This window comes from Chelatococcus sp. CO-6, assembly GCF_001271345.1.
Taxonomy (GTDB): domain Bacteria; phylum Pseudomonadota; class Alphaproteobacteria; order Rhizobiales; family Beijerinckiaceae; genus Chelatococcus_A; species Chelatococcus_A caeni.
Genome location: NZ_CP012398.1, coordinates 3454016 through 3473406, shown reverse-complemented (window position 1 = coordinate 3473406; position 19391 = coordinate 3454016). Strand labels below are relative to the sequence as shown.

Annotated in this window: 21 protein-coding genes; 9 read left to right on the top strand and 12 right to left on the bottom strand. The window is 67.9% G+C overall.

What is annotated here, in order from left to right; genetic code table 11:
- Positions 1-11 precede the first annotated feature (11 nt).
- The 6 genes from AL346_RS16290 to AL346_RS16265 all read right to left on the bottom strand — a co-directional run bounded on the left by AL346_RS16290 (position 12) and on the right by AL346_RS16265 (position 6121).
- On the bottom strand, positions 12-989 hold the full coding sequence (locus AL346_RS16290; RefSeq protein ID WP_019400487.1) for a beta-ketoacyl-ACP synthase III: 978 nt from the start codon (positions 987-989) through the stop codon (positions 12-14).
- A complete protein-coding gene (locus AL346_RS16285) occupies positions 989-2275 on the bottom strand; it encodes an adenosylmethionine--8-amino-7-oxononanoate transaminase (protein WP_019400488.1) in 1287 nt (428 codons plus the stop codon). The genes AL346_RS16290 and AL346_RS16285 overlap by 1 nt, the downstream gene beginning before the upstream one ends.
- Positions 2275-3201 carry an ATP-dependent dethiobiotin synthetase BioD gene (bioD, locus tag AL346_RS25965; protein ID WP_371259731.1) on the bottom strand — a complete coding sequence of 309 codons (927 nt, stop codon included), beginning with the start codon at positions 3199-3201 and terminating at the stop codon, positions 2275-2277. The genes AL346_RS16285 and bioD overlap by 1 nt, the downstream gene beginning before the upstream one ends.
- Positions 3198-4361 carry an 8-amino-7-oxononanoate synthase gene (locus AL346_RS16275; protein ID WP_019402798.1) on the bottom strand — a complete coding sequence of 388 codons (1164 nt, stop codon included), beginning with the start codon at positions 4359-4361 and terminating at the stop codon, positions 3198-3200. The genes bioD and AL346_RS16275 overlap by 4 nt, the downstream gene beginning before the upstream one ends.
- Positions 4348-5370: a biotin synthase BioB gene (gene bioB, locus AL346_RS16270; RefSeq protein WP_156332782.1), complete on the bottom strand. Its 1023-nt coding sequence runs from the start codon at positions 5368-5370 to the stop codon at positions 4348-4350. The genes AL346_RS16275 and bioB overlap by 14 nt, the downstream gene beginning before the upstream one ends.
- 88 nt (positions 5371-5458) lie before the next feature.
- Positions 5459-6121 (bottom strand): GntR family transcriptional regulator, encoded by a 663-nt coding sequence (locus AL346_RS16265; RefSeq protein ID WP_026015240.1) that lies wholly within the window; start codon positions 6119-6121, stop codon positions 5459-5461.
- A gap of 325 nt (positions 6122-6446) precedes the next feature.
- Here AL346_RS16265 and AL346_RS16260 point away from each other — a divergent pair, with 325 nt between their 5' ends.
- The gene (locus AL346_RS16260; RefSeq protein ID WP_019402801.1) at positions 6447-8570 is read left to right on the top strand and encodes a hypothetical protein; all 2124 of its coding nucleotides are present in this window, start codon (positions 6447-6449) and stop codon (positions 8568-8570) included.
- 69 nt (positions 8571-8639) lie between these two features.
- Here the strand turns inward: AL346_RS16260 and AL346_RS16255 are convergent, their stop codons facing one another.
- Positions 8640-9026 carry a helix-turn-helix domain-containing protein gene (locus tag AL346_RS16255; protein ID WP_019402802.1) on the bottom strand — a complete coding sequence of 129 codons (387 nt, stop codon included), beginning with the start codon at positions 9024-9026 and terminating at the stop codon, positions 8640-8642.
- Between the two features lie 148 nt (positions 9027-9174).
- On the opposite strand from AL346_RS16255, the gene AL346_RS16250 reads away from it, so the two are divergent.
- Complete coding sequence (locus tag AL346_RS16250) at positions 9175-9786, top strand: NAD(P)-dependent oxidoreductase (RefSeq protein WP_019402803.1); 612 nt, start codon at positions 9175-9177, stop codon at positions 9784-9786.
- 1 nt (position 9787) lies between these two features.
- Positions 9788-10423 carry a DsbA family protein gene (locus AL346_RS16245; RefSeq protein WP_019402804.1) on the top strand — a complete coding sequence of 212 codons (636 nt, stop codon included), beginning with the start codon at positions 9788-9790 and terminating at the stop codon, positions 10421-10423.
- A 51-nt stretch (positions 10424-10474) separates the two neighbouring features.
- Here the strand turns inward: AL346_RS16245 and AL346_RS16240 are convergent, their stop codons facing one another.
- The 3 genes from AL346_RS16240 to AL346_RS16230 form a co-directional block, all read right to left on the bottom strand.
- Positions 10475-11206, bottom strand: coding sequence for a bifunctional 2-polyprenyl-6-hydroxyphenol methylase/3-demethylubiquinol 3-O-methyltransferase UbiG (locus AL346_RS16240; RefSeq protein WP_019402805.1), 732 nt, complete (start codon positions 11204-11206; stop codon positions 10475-10477).
- Positions 11207-11558: 352 nt separating this feature from the next.
- Positions 11559-11849: a DUF1330 domain-containing protein gene (locus AL346_RS16235; protein ID WP_019402806.1), complete on the bottom strand. Its 291-nt coding sequence runs from the start codon at positions 11847-11849 to the stop codon at positions 11559-11561.
- Positions 11850-12093: 244 nt separating this feature from the next.
- On the bottom strand, positions 12094-12456 hold the full coding sequence (locus AL346_RS16230) for a nuclear transport factor 2 family protein (protein WP_019402807.1): 363 nt from the start codon (positions 12454-12456) through the stop codon (positions 12094-12096).
- Between the two features lie 200 nt (positions 12457-12656).
- On the opposite strand from AL346_RS16230, the gene AL346_RS16225 reads away from it, so the two are divergent.
- The 3 genes from AL346_RS16225 (at position 12657) to AL346_RS16215 (ending at position 14778) form a co-directional block, all read left to right on the top strand.
- Complete coding sequence (locus AL346_RS16225; RefSeq protein WP_026015241.1) at positions 12657-13235, top strand: TetR/AcrR family transcriptional regulator; 579 nt, start codon at positions 12657-12659, stop codon at positions 13233-13235.
- Positions 13232-13903, top strand: coding sequence for a hypothetical protein (locus tag AL346_RS16220; protein ID WP_019402809.1), 672 nt, complete (start codon positions 13232-13234; stop codon positions 13901-13903). Before AL346_RS16225 ends, AL346_RS16220 begins: the two co-directional genes overlap by 4 nt.
- Positions 13904-14139: 236 nt before the next feature.
- Positions 14140-14778 carry an imm11 family protein gene (locus AL346_RS16215; RefSeq protein ID WP_019402810.1) on the top strand — a complete coding sequence of 213 codons (639 nt, stop codon included), beginning with the start codon at positions 14140-14142 and terminating at the stop codon, positions 14776-14778.
- Between the two features lie 142 nt (positions 14779-14920).
- Here AL346_RS16215 and AL346_RS16210 read toward each other — a convergent pair whose 3' ends face one another.
- The gene (locus AL346_RS16210; RefSeq protein WP_026015242.1) at positions 14921-15670 is read right to left on the bottom strand and encodes an SDR family oxidoreductase; all 750 of its coding nucleotides are present in this window, start codon (positions 15668-15670) and stop codon (positions 14921-14923) included.
- Positions 15671-15769: 99 nt separating this feature from the next.
- On the opposite strand from AL346_RS16210, the gene AL346_RS16205 reads away from it, so the two are divergent.
- Positions 15770-16684: an AraC family transcriptional regulator gene (locus tag AL346_RS16205; protein WP_019402812.1), complete on the top strand. Its 915-nt coding sequence runs from the start codon at positions 15770-15772 to the stop codon at positions 16682-16684.
- A 72-nt stretch (positions 16685-16756) separates the two neighbouring features.
- Here the strand turns inward: AL346_RS16205 and AL346_RS16200 are convergent, their stop codons facing one another.
- The gene (locus AL346_RS16200) at positions 16757-17389 is read right to left on the bottom strand and encodes a TetR family transcriptional regulator (protein WP_026015243.1); all 633 of its coding nucleotides are present in this window, start codon (positions 17387-17389) and stop codon (positions 16757-16759) included.
- 94 nt (positions 17390-17483) lie between these two features.
- Between AL346_RS16200 and AL346_RS16195 the strand changes: the two genes are divergently transcribed.
- Together AL346_RS16195 and AL346_RS16190 are read left to right on the top strand one after the other, a co-directional pair.
- Positions 17484-18140, top strand: coding sequence for an O-methyltransferase (locus AL346_RS16195; protein WP_019402815.1), 657 nt, complete (start codon positions 17484-17486; stop codon positions 18138-18140).
- Positions 18141-18222: 82 nt separating this feature from the next.
- On the top strand, positions 18223-19350 hold the full coding sequence (locus AL346_RS16190; RefSeq protein WP_019402816.1) for a DUF3500 domain-containing protein: 1128 nt from the start codon (positions 18223-18225) through the stop codon (positions 19348-19350).
- Positions 19351-19391 lie beyond the last annotated feature (41 nt).

Genomic DNA, 19391 nt, shown 5'->3' with positions numbered 1-19391 from the left:
CGATACGCCTGCTACAGGCGGTAGATGGCCGCTCCCCCGGCAAGGCCCGCGCCTGCGGCGGCAAGGAGCAGCAGGTCGCCTTGACCGAGCCTGCGCGCGGTTTTTGCCTGGGACAGGGAAAAGGGAATGGTCGCCGCGGACGTGTTGCCGAATTCGGCAAGGGTGGACAGCGTCCGCCCCGGCCCGATCGCCAGCTTCTCGGCCACCGCAGCGATCATGCGGCCGTTGGCCTGATGTGGCGCGAAACAGGTGATCTCCTTCGCCACGATGCCCGCATCCCAGAGCACCTGCCGGCAAGACGAGACCATCATGTTCACCGCCGCGGCGAAGACGGCGCGCCCGTCCCGCATCACCATGCGGCCCTCGCGCGCCGGCGTGTCCGCAGTCATCGCACGGCGGCTGCCACCGGCGGGGATCTGGATGAGGTCGTAGCCGGCGCCATCGCTGGCGAGCGCCGAGGCGAGAAGCCCGGCCTCGGGGCGGGTACTGGGCGCGAGAACGAGCGCCCCGGCGGCATCGGCGAAAAGCGCCGCCGTCATGCGATCATCCGGGTCGATGCGCCTCGACAGGATATTGGCCGCGATCACGAGTGCCGCCCGCCCCGTCGTGCGCACGAAGCCCTCCGCCAGCACGAAGGCATAGAGAAAGCCGGCACAGGCGCCCGTGAGGTCCACCGCCCCGCAGGAGAGGCCGAGCCGATGCGCGACGAGGGGCGCGGTCGGCGGCAGGAGGTGGTCGGGCGTGCTGGTGGCGAGGAGGACGAGGCCGAAGGCATCGGGCGCCATGCCTGCTTCGGCGAGCGCCATCGCCGCCGCCGGCACGGCAAGGTCGCTCACCGCCTCGTCGGGTGCCGCCCAGCGCCGCTCGCGGATGCCGGTGCGCCGGGCGATCCAGCCCTCCCCCAGGCCGAACCTCGCCTCGATCTCGGCATTCGCCACCACGCGCGCCGGGGCATGATGGCCGAGGCCGGCGATGCGGGTTCCCCCCATCACACCCGCCCGAAGCGCTCGGCCGCGGCGACGGCCGCGTAGATGCGGTCGAGGTCCTCGGCCGTCACGCAATAGGGCGGCATGACGTAGACGGTGTTGCCGAGCGGGCGCAGCAGGAGGCCCCTTTCGCGGAAGAAGGCGGCGAGCTGCGGGCCGATGCCGGCGAGATAGCCGGGATCGTCGACGGTGAGGTCGAGCGCCGCGACGGTGCCGAGGCGCCGCACCCTGGCGAAGCGCGCGTCGTCGCGGAAGCGCGCCAGCCGCTCCTCCTGCAGCGCGCCGAGAGCGGCGATGCGTTCTGCGACCGGCTCCTCGTCCCAGATGTCGAGATTGGCGTTGGCCGCCGCGCAGGCGATGGGATTGGCCGTGAACGAGCTCGAATGGAAGAAGGTGCGCCGACGGTCCTCGGAATAATGGGCGTCGAAGATCTCGCGGCGGCAGAGGGTGACGGCGAGCGGCAGTGCGCCGCCGGTGAGGCCCTTGGCGCAGCAGAGGATATCCGGCGCGATGCCGGCGTGCTCGCAGGCGAAGAGCCGACCCGTGCGGCCGAAGCCGGTCATCACCTCGTCGGCGATGAGGAGCACGCCGTGGCGGTCGCAGATGCGGCGCATCTCGGCGAGCACCCAGGCCGGATAGACCAGCATGCCCCCCGCGCCGAGGATGAGCGGCTCGACGAGGAGCGCGGCGCAGGGCGCCTCCCGGCAGGCCGCCTCGAGCGCGGCGAGCGTCGCCTCCTCGCGGCCCTCCGCTGGGAACGGCAGACGGGTGACATCGAAGAGCAGCGGCTCGTAGGCGGCATTGTAGATGCCGCGCGCGCCGGCCGACATCGTGCCGATGGTGTCGCCGTGATAGCCGTGTTCGAGGGCAAGGATGCGGCTGCGCGGCTCACCGATGTTGCGCCAGTAGCCGACCGCCATCTTGAGCGCGACCTCGACGGCGGTGGAGCCGCTGTCGGAGAAGAAGACATGGGCGAGCCCCGCCGGCGCCAGTGCCACCAGCCGGCGCGCCAGCGCCTCGGCCGCGGGATGGGTATGGCCGGCGAAGATGACCTGGTCGAGTTCCCCGGCCTGTTCGCGGATCGCCGCGACGATCCGCGGATGGCAATGGCCGTGGGTGATGACCCACCAGGACGAGATGGCATCGAGAATGCGCTCGCCCGTCGCCGTCGTCAGCCATGAGCCTTCGCCGCGCAGGACGAGCGCCGGCTCGGGCGCGAGCGCGTGCTGCGTGAAGGGATGCCAGACGGGAGACGGGCCGGCGAAGGTCGTGCGATGGTCCATGGTCATCACCGAAATTCAGCCGGATCGAAACCCGCGGCGAAGGCCGCGGCGAGCGCTTCCCGCGTCAGGGCCGGCAGAAGCGGCAGGCGGCCGAGGCGGCGCACGCTGCCGAGCTCGGCGATGATCGCCTCGCTGTCCTCGTTCGCCTCGCCGATGAAGGCGACGCCGTGGACGGGAATATCGCGCCGCTTCAGCGCTTCGAGGGCGAGCAGCGTGTGATTGATCGTGCCGAGGCGCGTCGCGGCGCACAGGATGACCGGCAGGCCCCAGGCAGCGAAGACGTCGATGAACAGCGTACCCCGCGTCAGCGGCACCATCGGCCCGCCGGCCCCCTCGACGACGAGCGGGTCGGCGACGGTGGGCAGCGTGAGCGCGCCGAGGCCGCGCGAAGAGGCCGCCGAGCCGGGAGTGCCCGGATCCCCCTCCCCCCGCCTGCGGCGGGGAGGGGCTAGGGGTGGGGGGCGCTCGGGCCAGGAGCGGGTCTGCCCGGAGTTGCTGGCGAGCTCCGCCTGGCCGGGTTCCGCCTGGCTCGATTCTGCCTGGGCGGCTTCCGCCTGGCTCGGCGAGCGCCCACGTGCGGCGGCGCCCCCCACCCCAGCCCTCCCCGCCGCTTCGCGGGGGGAGGGAGCTATGGCGCTCTCGTGCCCCATGGCGTCCCTGGAGGACCGCAGGACCGATCCCACATCAATCGTCACGCCCTCCGCCTCCGCGGCGCGGTGGGGCGAGGCCGGCAGGGCGAGGCGGTAGGCCTCGGGCAGGACATGTCCGTCCGGCAGGCCGGAGAGGCGGCGCACTGTCTCCGAATCCGTCTCGCCGTCGAGGCCGGCCTGCACCGGCTTCCAGTAGAATCCGCCGAGCGCGCCGGCGAGCGCGGCGCAGAAGACGGTCTTGCCGATGCCGGTATCGGTGCCGGTGACGATGAAGCCGCTCAAGCCGCCCTCCTCTCGATGGCGCGGCCGAGCGCCGCGATGAGCGCGTCGATGGCCGCCTCGTTCACGTTCAGCGTCAGCGCGATGCGCAGGCGCGCCGTGCCGGGCGGCACCGTCGGCGGGCGGATGGCGCGCACGTCGAAGCCCTGCTCCTGCAAGGCCGCCGCAACCGCAGTCGCCCGGCGGTCCGCGCCGAGGATGACGGGCTGGATGTGCGTCGCCGTCGCGGGCAGGCCGTAGCAGTCAAGGCCGCTCCGCGCGTGAGCGACGAGCGCCGCGAGGCGCTGCCGGCGGTCCTCGGCCGCGGAAGCGAGGCCGAGCGCCGCGCGCACCATGGCGGCGACGAGGGGCGACGGCGCGGTGGCGTAGATGAAACCGCGCGCGCGGTTGATCATGTAGTCACGCAGGGTGCGCGGCAGGCAGACGAGGGCGCCCATGACGCCGAGTGCCTTGCCGCAGGTGTGCAGGGTCACGACATTCGCCCTCCCCTCGAGCGCGGCGGCGAGGCCCCGCCCGCCGGGCCCGCAGACACCCGTCGCGTGCGCCTCGTCGAGGAGCAGCATGGCCTCGTGCCGGTCGGCGATCGCCGCAAGGTCCGCGAGCGGGGCGATGTCGCCGTCCATGCCATAGAGCGTCTCGGCGGCGATCCACACACGGCCGCGCCCGCCCGCCGCCCTGAAGCGGCGGATCGCATCGGCGACGGCATCGGCATCGTTGTGCGGCACCGCGACGGCCTCGGCCGGCGAGGCGGCGAGCCCCTCATGCACGCTGGCGTGGATCAGCGCATCGTGGACGACGAGATCGCCGCGGCGCGGCAAGGTGGCGACGAGGGCGGCATTGGCGGCAAAGCCGCCGGCGAAGAAGAGCGTGCTCTCGGCGCCGAAGAAGGCCGCCGCCTCCTCCTCCAGCGCCTCGTGCTCGGCGTGGTTGCCGCGCAGCAGGCGCGAGCCGCCCGCCCCCGCCGGCACGCCGCGGGCGAGCGCGGCGGCGGCGGCCTCGTGCAGCGCCTCGCTCTCGGCGAGGCCGAGATAGTCGTTGGAGGTGAAGTCGATGCCGCGGCGCGGCGCCAGCGCGCGCAGCCGCCCGCGGCGGCCGAGCGCCGCAAGGGCGCTCTCATGGGCGCTCTCATGGGCCGTCCCGGGGGCGGTCTCATGCGCCGGCATCGGCACCCTCACCGGCCGGCATGGCGGTGAGGCCGAGACGCGCGAAGAGCGCCGCATCCCGCTCCTCGCCCGCATTGCGGGTCGTCAGCAGCGTCTCGCCGAGGAAGAGCGAATTGGCGCCGGCGAAGAAACACAGGGCCTGCGCCTCGTCGCTCATGTATTGCCGGCCGGCCGACAGGCGCAGCACGCTTTGCGGCATCATGATGCGCGCCACCGCGACGAGACGGGCGAAGGCGATGGCATCGGGCCGCTCCGCCCGCGCGGCGACGGGCACGCCCGCCACCTCGTTCCACAGGTTGAGCGGCACGCTCTCGGGCGCGGGATCGAGATTGGCGAGCAGCACCAGCATGGCGAGCCGGTCAGCGAGCGTCTCGCCGAGGCCGACGATGCCGCCACAGCACAGCTTGAGGCCCACCTCGCGCGCGTTGGCCAGCGTCGCGAGGCGGTCTTCCAGGGTGCGCGTCGAGATGATCTCGCCGTAGAAGCCGGGCGAGGTGTCGACATTGTGGTTGTAGTAGTCGAGCCCGGCGGCGCGCAGCGCCCCGGCCTCCTCCCCGGTCAGCATGCCGAGCGTGGCGCAGGTTTCGAGGCCGAGGGCCTTCACCGCCTCGACCATGGCGGCGACACGGGCGAGATCGCGCGGCTTCGGGCTGCGCCAGGCCGCGCCCATGCAGAAGCGCGTCGCCCCCTCCGCCTTCGCGCGGCGGGCGGCGGCGACGACCTCCTCGAGCGCCATCAGCCGGGTCGCCTTGACGCCCGTGTCGTAGCGGGCGCTCTGCGAGCAATAGCCGCAATCCTCCGGGCAGCCGCCAGTCTTGATGCTCAAAAGTTGGCTGAGCTGGATGGCATTGGGGTCGAAATGGCGCCGGTGCACGGTATGGGCCCGATGGATGAGATCGTTGAACGGCAGCCCGTGGAGCGCCTCAGCCTTTTGCAATGTCCAGAAACCCGCCGGCCCGGTGCCAGCCTGCGCCGTCGCCTTGGCCTCTCCGGTTGGTCTCTCGAGCATCGGCCACTCCATTTTATAGATAAAATAGCGAATCCAGTCACCAATGGATTCCATACGATCTATAAAATGGCAACCTGATCTCTAACCGTCAGCCGAAGAGCGGATATCCGCCCTGCTCCACCCGCGCCCGCCGCGGCAGCGGACCGATGCGCTTGACGTGGCGGGCGAGCGTCGCGCAGGCGGCGTCAGCGTCCCCCTTGCGCAAGGCGGCGAGGATCGCCCGATGCTCGACATCGACGCGCGGCTCCCACGCCGCCGCCGAGCCTCCGAAGAGAAAGCGCGCGCTCGCCGCATGCAGGTCGTCGATCGTCCGCAGCAGCCGCGACATGCCGCAAGGCGCAAGGAGGAGCCGGTGAAAGCGACGGTTCGCCGCCTCCCAGGAACGGATGTCGCGACACCGATCCGCCTCGTCGGCCGCGCGCTCTGCCTCGGCGAGCATGGCCGCGGTCAGATGCGGCACGGCATGGCGCAGCGCCAGCGCCTCGAGCGCCGAGCGCATCTCGGCCACCTCGCGCATCTCGGCAGGATCGAAGGAGGCGACGCGCGTACCGCGGCGCGGCTCGCTGGTGGCCAGCCCCTGCGCCTCCAGCCGGCGGAAGGCTTCCCGTACCGGAACGTGGCTCGCGCCGAACTCGGCAGCGATATGGTCCTGCCGCAGCTTCTCCCCGGGCGCCAACGCCCCGGATACGATCCGCTCGGCGAGGATGCGGGTGATCTTGGACGCAACCGTCTCTTCAGGCTCTCGTGTCATGATTTTATAGATAAAACACGCACGCCCGGCTGTCGACAGAGGGCGGACGGCGTTGCCGGTCCAGCCACAGCGGGCAAGCGCCACACGACGGGCGCGCCCACCTTGACCGCCACGGAAAGACAGCATTCATTGAGCATTATACTTGCGTTTTCCGCCGATCTACCGCTATCGCTATAAACAGAATACAATAACGTGACCACACGCCGCCATAAAGAAAAATTCAAAATACAATATCTAAAATATATTCAACAACATCTCAGAAAAGCCGTCCGAACCCACCTTCTGATCATCAAGCCTGCAACGAGTCGATTGAAAGGAGGCCGATGTGCCATCCCTCTCACAGCTTCTGCCGTTTTCCTCACGCCCGTCCTTCCAGATCGAAAACGCCAGCGACAGGAATGCGTTCAAGGCTCCCTTCGTCGCCGCCTATGAGAACCTGCGATCGGTCGACGGGATCGACGATTTCGCCTCGCTGCTCGGCATGTCCCTGCCGCAGCTGCAGCAGGCCATCGCCACGCTCGCCATCCTCGGCGTCGCCACGCCCTTCGTCGCCGTCGGCGCCAAGGGTGCCATCGACGAATGCACCGAACGCTTCAGGGAGGATTTCCCGCAGCTCCTGCAGAAGCTGCACGAGCGCGAGGAGGCGATCATCGACCTGCTGGAGCGATCCGGCACGTCACCGGCCGATGTCGAGCGAATCAAGGGAATGTTCAGGGAATCGCAGGGCCTTCTCTCCGCCTGCGCCGGCAGGACCGTGGCGCCCCAGGACATCGCGGAAGCGGTGATGGACCTCGCGCGGAGCGCCGCGGCAGCGCGACCGGACGCCGGCGGAAACGGCGAACAGCCGGGCACCGCCCTCGCCTATCAGGCCGCCCGCTATGCACGAGACCGGTCGACGGCCACCTCCGAGAAGATCGACCGCAACTTCAGCATCCCGACGGCGGCGGCGATGACGGGCATGACGGGCGGCATGGTCCTGTCGATGGCGGATTCGGTTGCCGGCATCGTCGAGGGCGCTGCGCCCGCCGGCTCGGTGGCGAGCCAGGGTGCCGCGACCGCGGGGGCCGTGCTCGGCACGGCGGCGACGGCCGCGTTCCTGCCCTCGCAGCTCGCCATGGCCGCGGTCGGCGCGTCGAAATGCGTGACGGGCGTGATGCGCCACCGGCAGCTGAAGGGCGACCGGCAGGCGCTGCAGAGCGTCCGAGACCTCATCGATCCGGCGGTCTTCAGGGCCGTGGAACAGGGCCTCAAGCGGCTCGGCTATTACAACAAGCACCATTCCATCGTCCATGGCGCGGGCATGGCGGCCGGGCAGAGCCTGATGGCGGCCGGCAGCATCGCCTCGCTCACCGGCGTCGCCGGCCTCGTCGGCGTCCTGCTCGCGGCCGTCGGCGCGCCGCTGACGGTCGGCGCCGCGGTGGAGAAGATCCTCTACGAGAAGAAGGAGGCGCGCTTCCGTGGAGAGGGCGCATCGGAAATGGCGCATGCCGCCGCCGAGGCGTCCGCGCCGGATGAACTGGTGCGGTCCGCCGGCCCCGACGGGGCGCTCGCCGCTCTCGCCGGGCATTATGCGGATGCCCAGGGGCGCACCGTCATGGCCAAGCTGCACCGCCTGATCGATCAGGTGCTCGCCGAGGAGAAGCCGGCCGCCCCCGCCGATGCGCTGAGCCGGAGGGAGAAGATCGCCAAGCGGGTGGCGGACCTCGCCACGAGCCGCCGCACCGGGCTCCTCCCTGCCGATGTCATGCGGCTGGCGGAGCTCTTCCACAAGGACTATCCCCCGCAAGCGCTCGCGGGAGCAGCCGGCGAGGTGCGCGCGCGCCTGCGGGCGATCATGGACAGCCATCCGCAGACGCGGCTTCTCGCCGCCTCCGGCCCCGTTCAGAAGGCCATCTTTGACAAGACGATGCACCGCCTCATCAAGGACAGGGCGATCGATATCGCCGGCCATCTCAACCTGAAGGGCCGAGGCCCGCACCTCATGAAGCCGGAACATCTCGCCGCGCTGCGAGCCGCCGATCCGCGCGCCGAGGATCATTATCTGCGCAACAGCCTGAAGGTCCTCAGCAAGCAGGAGAAGAAGGACGGCAAGCTGGCGCGCGACAGGGTTGCCCAGGACATCATCGCCGTCGCCCGCGGGGCGCAGCTCGCCGCCGCCCTCCTGCCCGAAGCCGCATCCCGGACGCCGGCGCCGGCGCAACCCGAGCGGCCCTCTTCGCCTTCTGCTCCATCGCGCCCTGCCACGCCCCATCCCGCAGCGGCTGCGCCGGCCGCCGCTGCAGAGGACGCGGCCTTCCTGGCGCGCGCCCAGGCCGGCATCGCGCTCAACCGGTATGGCGCGGACGCCGATTACATCGCCTATGCGCAGCGGGGCATCGACCTGAGGCAGGAAGCCCCAGCGGAAAGACCGAACCGTGAAAGGCCGCGCGAGCGCACGCTCGCGGACTGACGGAAGGCGGAAACGGGCCCCGTCGCCTTCGGCGGGGCCCGGCAAGGGCTGCGGACGATCCACCCCGTCTCAGCGATCGGCGCCCCTGGCGCGATAATCGCCGCGGGCGTCACGGATCGCGCCGTGATTGGCGTTCGCCCAGGCGATGAGGTTCTTCATCGGCACCAGGAAGGAGCGACCGAGGTCGGTCAGCTGATATTCGACACGCGGCGGCACCTGCGGATAGAGGGTGCGGCGCACGAAGCCGTCCTCCTCCAGGCGCCGCAGCGTCTTGGAGAGCATCTGCTTGGAGATGTCGCCGATCGCCCGCTCGAGCTGGCTGAAGCGCATCGTGCCGTGGGCCAGCACCTCGAGGATGAGCAGGCTCCATTGGTCGCCGATCCTGTCGAGAACATCCCGGATCGGACAGGGCTCTTCGAACACGAACGGAATCGGAATGAGGTCGTCGCGGTTCATTCTGCTGCGCTCCAGGACCCCGGCGGTCACGCCGGGCTGACCAGATCACCCGACGGTGACGTCTTGCGGGGGCCGTCCGCATACCATAGATCCGCCCCGTCGGTCTACTTTTCAGACCTGATCGCAAGCTAGAACCATGAGGAATGATATGGCACGCATCGCGCTCATCGGCGCCTCCGGCAATGTCGGCTCGCGCATTCTGAAGGAACTGTCGGACCGGGGGCATCAGGTCAGCGCGATCGCGCGCAGCCCGGAAAAAATCTCCGCCCTGCCGGGCGTGACCGCCGTCGCGGGGGACGTCAACGACAGGTCCGGCCTTGCCGCACTGCTGGCCGGCCACGACGCGGTGGTCAGCGCGACGAGGTTCCTCGACACGCCGTTCGATGTGCTGGTCGAGGCCGTGCGCGCCTCGGGCGTGAAACGCTTCCTCGTCGTCGGCGGCGCGGGCAGCCTCGATGTCGCGCCGGGGCAGCGCCTCGTCGACCAGCCCGACTTCCCACCCCAGTACAAGGCGGAGGCGCTGCGCGGCGCGGAATTCCTCGGCTTCCTCAAGACCGTCGACGACCTCGACTGGACCTTCCTGTCGCCTTCGGCCCTGTTCGTGCCGGGCGAGCGCACGGGCAAGTTCCGCCTCGGCAAGGACCAGCTCCTCGCCACCGACAAGGGCAGCAGCATCTCCTACGAGGACTTCGCCATCGCCATGGCGGACGAGATCGAGAGCCCGAAGCACCTGCGCCAGCGCTTCACCGTCGGATATTGAGATGCGCCGCCTCACCTACCTGTTCGATCCGCTCTGCGGCTGGTGCTATGGCGCCTCCCCCGCCCTCGAAAGGCTAATGGCGCACGAGAGCCTCACGATCGATCTCGTGCCGACGGGGCTGTTTGCGGACGAGGGCGCGTTCCCCATGAATGCAGCCTTCGCCGCCCATGCCTGGGAGGCCGACCAGCGGATCGCCCGGCTCTCCGGCCAGCGCTTCACCGAGCAGTACCGCGTGAACGTGCTGGCGAGCCGCACCGCGGCCGTCGATTCCGGGCCGGCGACGCTCGGGCTCACGGCCGTCCGCCTGACGGCGCCCGAACGGGAGTTCGAGGCGCTGAAGGCCATCCAGCATGTCCGGTATGTGGAGGGGCGCGACAACGGCGATCCGGCCGTGATCGCCGACGTCCTCGCCGGCCTCGGGCTGGCGGAGGCCGCTGCGCGCTGCCATGCGGCAGACGAGGAGCTCCTCGCAGCCAACCGCGCCCGCATCGCGGAAGGCCGGGCCGAGATGCAGCGCTTCGGCGCACGGGGCGTGCCGACCCTGATCCTCGATACCGGCCGGGGCCGGGCAACGGTCGATGCGAGCGCGCTTTTTGGCGAGGTGGATCGGCTGGCTGCAGCGCTGGACGCTGCGTGAACCGGCCAGTTCAGGGACAACTCGCGGCGCGGGGACCTGCTTTCCCGCGTCTCAGGCCCGGTCTGCGGCGACGAGGAGGAACATGGGGCGCTCGCGTTCCTCCGCGAGGTCCGGCCGCGCAGCGATGTCGGCCTCGCTCGGCGCGAAATCCTCCACATGCCGGATGGCGAAGCCGTTCCGGATGAGGAGGTTGAGCGTCGTGCCGAGGGTGCGGTGATATTTGAGAACGCCCTCGGCGAGCCAATCGGTCCGGCGCGGGCCTTCCAGGTGATAGCTGTCGACGGGCCAGCTCTTGTGCCCCTCGGCATCCGTGATCCAGCCCGGCCGGCGCGAGGCCATGAAGATCGGGTGCTCGATCGAGAAGACGAAGCGCGCGCCGGGTACGAGCGCGCGGTGGACGGTCGCGAACAGCCGGCCGAGATCCTCGACATAGTGCAGCGCCAGCGAGCTGTAGGCGAGATCGAAGACGGCCTGCGGCAGGTCGAGGTGCTCGAGGTCCGCACGCTCGTAGGTGATCCCGTTATCCCGCGTCTCGCCCCTCGCCCGCGTCAGCATCCTTTCGGATATGTCGAGGCCGAGCACGCGCGCCGCGCCGGCCTCACGCGCGAAGCGGCAGAACCAGCCGAAGCCGCAGCCGAGGTCGACCACCCGCAGGCCGGTCATGTCGGGCAGGAGCGCCCGCAGCGCCGGCCATTCCGGTGCGGCGGCAAGGCCGTCCACGGAGCGCGGCAACCCGCTGTAGCCGGCGAAGAAGGTCGGATCGTCATAGATGTTCTGGGCCATGTCGTGCTCAGCGTGCCAGGGCACTCGTGGATACCACAACTTACCGGCGTCGCCCGACGATCGAAGGACACGCCTGTGGCCGGACCGATCCGCAAAGGGGGCGGTGCCCGGCGAACCCGTCTCGCCCATCCGCCAAAAATAATACTCTAGACTGAAAACCGGCCATTGAAGCGCTGGAGGGACGAAAAAACTGACCCCGCAAATACAGGTGTCAACTTCGGAGGGAAGCAGACATTTCGCTGAACGGCCGGCTCATGACCAGTTCACTTGCTCGCTGCCGCCAATGCGGGGATGCGGACATGTCCGAGATCAGCGAACCGTCTCAGGCGGGACCGGCGGTCCCACAGACGCTTCATACGCCTTCCACGATGCGAATGTCGCGCTCTGCTCCGCCAGCCAGCGCAGCCAGGGCCTCCTGATACGCCGGGCTATCATGCGCCGCTCGGGCCTGCTCGACCGAGTCGAACTCGATCACCACGGTGCGTTGCTGAAGCCCCTCTTCGTACAGGTGCACCGGCATTCCTCGCACGAGAATGCGGCCTCCGGCGGCCATAATCGCAGGGCCGCTCAGCTTGGCATAGGCGGCCAGTGCCTCAGGATTGCTGACCGAACGATAGGTGGCGACCCAATAGGCCTTGGCCATCTTCCCCTCCGCGGCTTGTCATCAGGCTACAGGCTTCTCCCGGAAGAGCCGTGTGGGCGCTTCCGGGCTCCGACAATGGAATTTTATACGAGCCTGCATCAACTCCAATGGGGATACTGACCTCATTCCCACCGGACTGTTCAGGCCACGTACAAGCAATTGAAGTGTCCGTCAGGTTTTTCCAGCGGCATCAGGCAAAGGCCCAGCCATGGACCTGCGGATGCCCGCGAGTGGAAAGGGAGCCCTATCCCTTCACATATCCAAGACCTTCGACGATCTTTCCGCCCAGGACGCGCATGATGTTCACGCCCCGGATCCGGTCGGCCTCGCGCTCGCTCCAGCGAAGCTCCCAGCGGATGATCCCGCGGTCGCCGCTCACCCAGATTTCCTCGTCTTCGAAGACAAGGTTCGGCGAGGATGCAATCCCCTTCCAGAAGGCGAGGCACGCCTCGCGCCCTTCGTAGCGAGCGCCGTCCGGAGCAGGCGTCGTATTCTCGAGAACGCAGCCCTCGCCGATCAAGTCATCGAGATCTTCCGGCCGGTGCGCCTGAAACGCACGATGGAAGCGCTCGATGATTTCGCGGGCGGTTTCGCTTTCGATGATCATTCCCAACCTCATTCGGTGGTGGAGCGGCGGAATACAGCGCGCCCTGGCGACGGGGGCTCCCTCCCACAAGGAAAGGGACGGAGTTCGCGCACGCCACCTAGAGCTCCCCGGCCTTGTCGCTGCGATATCGCCCGGCCTTCCTATACAGACAAGTCTGTCTATCGATTGAACTATACAGACCTGTCTGTTATGGTCAAGCCATGAGGCAAAAGAAATCTGACAGCCAGCCAGAAGCAGGCCCCGCGCGCCGTCGATTGCTCGAGACCGCGACACGGCTTTTCTATGAAGGGGGCATCCATGCCGTCGGCATCGACCGCATCATCGCGGAGGCGGGCGTGGCCAAAGCGACGTTCTACAATCATTTTCCATCGAAGGATGATCTCGTCGTCGCCTATCTCGAAGAGATAGACCGGGCCGGCCGGGCAGCGGTGGCGGCGCTTCCGAAGCAACCGCCTCGGAAAATGATCGCGGCCATCATGGAACGGATCAGCGAGGCCGTGGTCGCGGGAGGCTGGCGAGGGTGTCCGTTCCTCAACGCGGCAGCCGAGTACCCCGATCCGACCAGCCGCGTGCGGCAGACGATCAATGCTCGCCGCGTGTGGTATCACGACAGCCTCCGGACGCTACTTGCCGAGGACGGCGACCCAACCCCGTCCGTCACCGCCTCCCTCCTCGTCGCGCTTTCCGACGGCCTGCTGGAGAGCGCGTATCTGGACGATGCCGAAAGCGTTCCCGCTCTCGTGCGAGAGGCGGTGGCGCGGCTCCTGGACCGCCGATGAGCGCCCGTCGCCGCCAAAGCAGCACCGGTCTGCGCCAATTCGTCGATCTCCAGCAGCAGCGCGATTGGATGGAGGGCAAGACGGTCCTGCGCGACGCGGAGGAGCGCTCGGATTCCATGGAACAGCGCTTCAAATATGCCGCGCGGTATCAGAAGCTGCTTCGCCGGCCGCACGCACAAGAAGCACTAGAAATTCTTCGGATTTACGGCCGGAAATGCATCCCGGTCCCTCGGCAGACCGAGCGGCATTACTGGTCGGTGTCCTGCCTTCCATCCACCTCCGACAAGCCGCTCATCCGGGTCAATGCGAGCTGGATGGAGCTTTTCACGCTCTATGCCGACGAAGAATCCCTTCGCGCGAGATTCATCGTGCATCTGTCCGATTTCACCACCGACGGATCGCTCACGCCGGGCAATGTGGATGAAGCTTTCCTCGCGTGCAGTGTCATGGCGCCGGAGGACGTCCGCCATTTCTTCCCGCGCGGCGAGGACATTTTCGGGATCACCATTCGCGGCTCGTCCTCGATCCGCAAATTCCTCGCGTCAGGCCCCGTCCTCCGTGCCATCCGGGCTTTCAACCTCACCCATATGAACAGGGGGCGGAATGCGTACCAGGCCAGCCATTGCTACAGCCTGGCGGATCACATGCTGAGCGGCGAAGGAGATTGAAAACAGGCCGGATGCTGCAGCCTCGGCTCGAGCGCTGCCGCGGCAGCATCACCATGTCCACCGCGCTGCGCCAGGCGTGTCCCGAGCGGAGATCTCGGGCAGCAGGTCACCGCATCCATCGGCTGACTGGCAGAATTCTCATTGCTTTTGTCATTACCGCCAGTCGGCGCGCTTGCTACCTCCAGCGCCGCCGATCACAGAGTTAAGACGCTTAGACGGAGCGGTAGGACGCCCAAATGAAGATCTATCTTCCCGATGTCCTTGAGGGGCAGGAGTGGATCCTTCCGCGCCATATGGACGACCATGAGGTGTTGGAGAGGTTGTCGGGACGGATGCAGCCGCACTGGCGTCCCGTGCGGATGGATATCCTTCGAGAAGACGAGAAGGGTAATCCGCGGGCATATTCTGATTTTCCCTGGTATGGCCGACACGTTCTGATGATGAAGCCCCGCGCCGTCAGGTTGCTGCGGCCGATCCTGGAGCACGCCGGAGAATTCCTGCCGCTCCAGTCCGACGAGGATGTATCCCTGTTCAATGTCACCACCGTGGTCGACGCACTCGACGAAGACCGCTCCAGCATCGCACGCTTCGATGACGGCAGCATCATGTGGATCGACAAGCATGTACTTCGGCCGGAGGCGATCGGCGACGTCGCAATGTTCAGGTTGCCGGAGCATGTCACGCGCGTGTCCGGCATCTATATGCGGGAGACGGTGGTTCACCGCATCGCGGAGCTCGGATTGGAAGGGATTGCCTTCGAGCTGATCTGGAGCGATGAAGCCGTCTCCCCCAAAGACACCAGGGTCGAAATCGGCCGACCGGGACGCAGGTCTGGGCTGAAGAGTTTTTTCCGGCGACGACGCTCCACCGATTAGCGGGACCGGCCTGGGCGGCCCCTGTTGCGCCTCGGCGATGGCGCTGGACTTGTCTCGCGGGGATAACGGGCGCCCTGCCCCGCGTCCCGAGGCGCAGGGCGAACCCGTCACGTCGAAGAATTGTCCGGATGGCTGGCGCTGCTCAGCCCGCCAGGGCGACCGCATCGGCGCCCGCGGGCAGGCGCAGGGGGCAATCGGGCTCCGTGACGGCGCGCCAGATCGCGGCAACGACATCCCGCGGCTCGGTGACCTCCCTGTTGGCCGCCTCCGCATGGGCGGCGAAGACGCGCTCGGCCAGCGGGCGATAGGCTTCGGGAATACCTCCCGCCCCCGCGATCTTGGCCCGTGCATTCGTCGCGAAACGAGTCCCCGGGGCCTGTCCGGGCAGCACCAGCCGGGTGCGGATGCCGAACGGCGCGAGCTCCAGCGCGAGGCATTCGGTGAACGCATTCACCGCCGCCTTGCTGGCCGTGTAGACGGGCAGCAGGGGAAGCGGTTTCAGCGTCGTGCTGGAGGAGACGTTGACGATGGTCCCGCTCCCGCGCGCCCGCATCTGCGGCACGACGGCGCGAGCCATCTCCATCGCACCGAACGTGTTGGTCTCGAATAGGCCGCGGATCGTCTCTTCGGGGGTTCCTTCCAGCGGGCCCATCCATCCGATCCCGGCATTGTTGACGAGGGCATCGATTGCCCCCGCCGCCTCGACCGCAGCGGCGATCGAGCCGCGATCGGTCACGTCGAGGGGCAGAAGGCGCAGCCGGTCCGAAGCCGGCAACACGCCCTCGCGTGGAGTACGCATGGTGGCGACGACGCTCCAGCCCTTGCTGAGGAAGTGCTCGGCCGTCTCGCGGCCGAAGCCCGAGGAGCATCCGGTAATCATCACGGTGTTCATGTCTGGTCCGCCTGTCGAAAGTGGATGACCTGAATATCGACATGCGGGCCTGAACTTTCTATCATGGAAAATACATTAATCGTTAGAGAAAGTCCGAATATGGCCGATCCGCTATCGGAAATGATCTCGCTGCTGCGACCTCAGGCGCCCTATTCGAAGCTGGTGGAGGCTGCCGGCGCATGGCGGGTACGGCGCACGGAAGTCGAACAGGTCTACTACTGCATGCTGCTGGCGGGGCGGGCCTGCCTGGAGGCCGGCGCGAAAGCGCCGATCGAGTTGCGCGCCGGCGATTTCGTCCTGGTCCCGGCTGCCTCCGTCATCACGATGTCGAGCCTGGACCCCCGGCCTCCCGATGGGCTGCAGACCCAGCCGCTGCCCGGAGTGGATGGCAGCGTCCGCCTCGGGTCCCTGCAGGGGCCGGCCGCAGTTCAAATGCTCGTCGGCTATTGCCGTTTCGGAGCGCCGGACGCCGATCTCCTCGTCTCGCTCCTTCCCGACCTCGTGGTCGTCCGGGGCGAAAGCCGTCTGGCCGATCTGACCCGCCTGGTGCGCAGCGAGGCGCGCGCAGACAGGCCCGCACGCGATGTCGTACTGGAGCATCTGCTCCAGGTGCTGCTGATCGAAGCGCTGCGCTCCACCTCCGAAGCGGACGGCGCCGCCAGTCTGCTCCGCGGTCTTGCCGATCCGAGGCTGGCCGCAGCGCTGCGCTGCATGCACGCCGCCCCCGATCGCAGCTGGGGCGTTGCGGAACTGGCGCGCGAAGCGGGTCTCTCACGCTCCGCTTTCTTCACACGGTTCAGCAGGATCGTCGGTTTGCCGCCGATGGAATACCTGAAGACCTGGCGCATGGCCCTCGCCAAGAAGTACCTGCGCGAGGGCCAAGGCACTGTTGCCGAAATTGCGGCAAGGGTCGGCTACGGGTCGGGCAGCGCCTTCAGTGTCGCCTTTACGAAGCAAGTCGGACGCCCTCCTGCCCATTTTGTGCGAGATTCCAGGCAGTACGCGACTTCATGAGGGATCGTCGTGGAGCGGGCGGCTGCGGCGAGGCCTTGTGCGCAGCGAGGCGCTCAGGCGCGGTGCCGGACATCAGGCACGCTGAAGGCTTTGCAGATAGGCGCAGAACATGTCGGCCATGGCGTCGGCGTGAGCCTCGATCTCCGCCGGCGTTCGCGGCGTCTCCGAAAAGTTCTTGCCGACCGAACCCAATGTCGTGGTGATCAGGTCGCCAACCCGATCGCGGATCGGGTCAGCGGCTTCGGGCAGCACTTCCCGCATGAAGGCTTCAAAAATGCGGTCTCCGGCCGCGCGTGCCTCCCGCGCCTCGGGTGCATCGCGATAGAGCGGAGCCGCGTCGTTGAGGGCCCCGCGCACGACAGCTTCGTCACATTCCGAGCGGATGAAGGCATGGACCAGCGCTCGCAGCCGTTCGAGCGGCGGCCTCGTGACATCGCCGAGGATCGTGCTCAGCATCTCGGTCGTCTGCCGCCACTCGTCGCTCTGGAGCCGGAAGAGGATCGCGGCCTTGTTCGGAAAGTATTGATAGAGCGAACCGACACTGACGCCAGCCTTCTCGGCCACCCGCGCCGTGGTGAAGCGCTGCGCGCCCTCCGTTGCCAAAACCTGAACAGCCGCCTGGAGGATCGACGCGACAAGCTCGGTCGAGCGGGTCTGCCTGGGCTCTTTTCGTGAGGAAATCCGGGTCGTTGGGCGATCGCTCATCCGGCGCTCCGGCAATGCGAATAGGAAATGCGACTAATGAATCGTATTTTTCAATCCGACACAAGAACGCATTTCCCTCGGACCGGAGACCTTGATGAGCACCCTGACCACTGCACCGCTCGCTCCTCTTCTGGAGCGCCTGTTCAAGGAGGCCGATGCGGCGACGAGCCCGGCGTTGGCCGAAATCTCCCGCGACGAGCGGGAACGCCTGATGCGCAGCAAGACCGGATACCTCGATCTTTATGGGCGCCTGAAGGATCTCTGGCTGCCTGTCTCGCGCGAGACCGGCGTGCTCCTCTACATGCTGGCGCGGAGCTCCCGCGCGCGGACAATCGTCGAGTTCGGAACGTCGTTCGGCATCTCGACCCTGCACCTGGCTGCCGCGCTCAGGGACAATGGCGGCGGCCGCCTGATCACTAGCGAGTTCGAGCCCTCCAAGGTGGCGCGGGCGCGCAGGAACCTGACGGACGGCGGCCTCATCGATCTGGTCGAGATCAGGGAAGGTGACGCCCTCAAGACGCTGAGCGTCGACCTTCCCGAAACGATCGATCTCGTGCTGCTCGACGGCGCGAAGTCGCTCTATTCCGAGATCCTGGACCTGGTGGAGGGCCGCCTCGGGCCGGGCGCGCTCATCGTCGCCGACAATGCCGATTACTGCCCGGAATACCTGGAGCGCGTGCGCTCGCCCGCCGGGGGGTACATGTCCATGCCGTTGGCCGAGGACGTCGAGCTGTCCATGCGACTCGGCTGACGTCGATCCGCGGAAGCGCCCTCCACCGCTCAGCAACAGCATCGCGCAGACCGCGCCGGTCGCGCGAATACGGGAGAGAGACATGTCTGCATTCGCCATCGGCGCGCGCTGCACGACATTGGCAAGCGCACTCATCTTCATGCTCGACGTCGGCGGGTGCATGGCCGCCGAAACGTCAGAGCAGGCCGCGGCGCCACAGACGCCGCCCTCGACGACCGGACCCGGCAGACCTTTGTCCCACGCCTCGTCGGGCGCCGCGGTGCTCCAGCGGGCAAATGCCTTCATCGCAACCCTCAGCGAGGCACAGCGCGCCGCCCTTCTCCAGGAGTACACCTTCGCCAACGCGGCCCGGTGGCACACCTATCCGCAGTGGGCGCTCGGTCGACGACAGGCTCGGATCGGCCTGAAGCTGAGCACCCTGTCTGCCGCGCAGTGGGACGCCCTGAACGCCCTGCTCGCCGCAGCCACCGGCAGCGGCCGGAACGAGGGCTATGACGAGATTCAGCAGCATCTGGCCGCCGACGACTGGATCAGGCAGAACGGTGGCGGCAAGGGCTACGGCAGGGGCAACTTTTACGTTGCGTTCCTCGGAACTCCCTCGAAGACCGGCACCTGGCAGCTCCAGTTCGGCGGCCATCACCTGGCGCTCACCAATACCTACCGGGACGGGGTTCTGGTCGGGGCGACACCGTCGTTCCGGGGTATCGAGCCACATGCTGCCATCCGGCACGACGGTGCAATCCTCCGGCCCCAGCTCGACGAGCTGGAGGCGTTCATTGCGCTGCTCGCTTCGCTCGACCCGCGTCAAAGGGCGGCGGCCAAGCTCGCCACTGAACAGGACAAGATGCTGCTCGGTCCCGAAGCGCGGCACAAGGACTGGAATTTTCCTGCCAGGGCTCAGGGCATCGCGGCTTCATCACTGAGCAGGCACCAGCGCGCTCTGCTGATGAAGGCGATCAGCCTGTACGTGAACGACGTTGCGGACGCGAACGCTGCCACGATCCTCGCCCGGTACGAGCGGGAACTCGATGCCACCTATCTCAGCTTTTCCGGCTCGGCCTCGCTCACCAGAACCGGTGATTACGTCCGCATCGACGGCCCCTCGGTGTGGATAGAGCTGGTCATGGACCCTCCGTACTCGACCAACCAGCCGCACACCCATGCCGTCTGGCGCGACAAGCACACCGACTATGGTGGCACCAAGCGCTAGCTGCGCTGTCTAGACACATGCTGCCATCGCCCCGGCTTCTG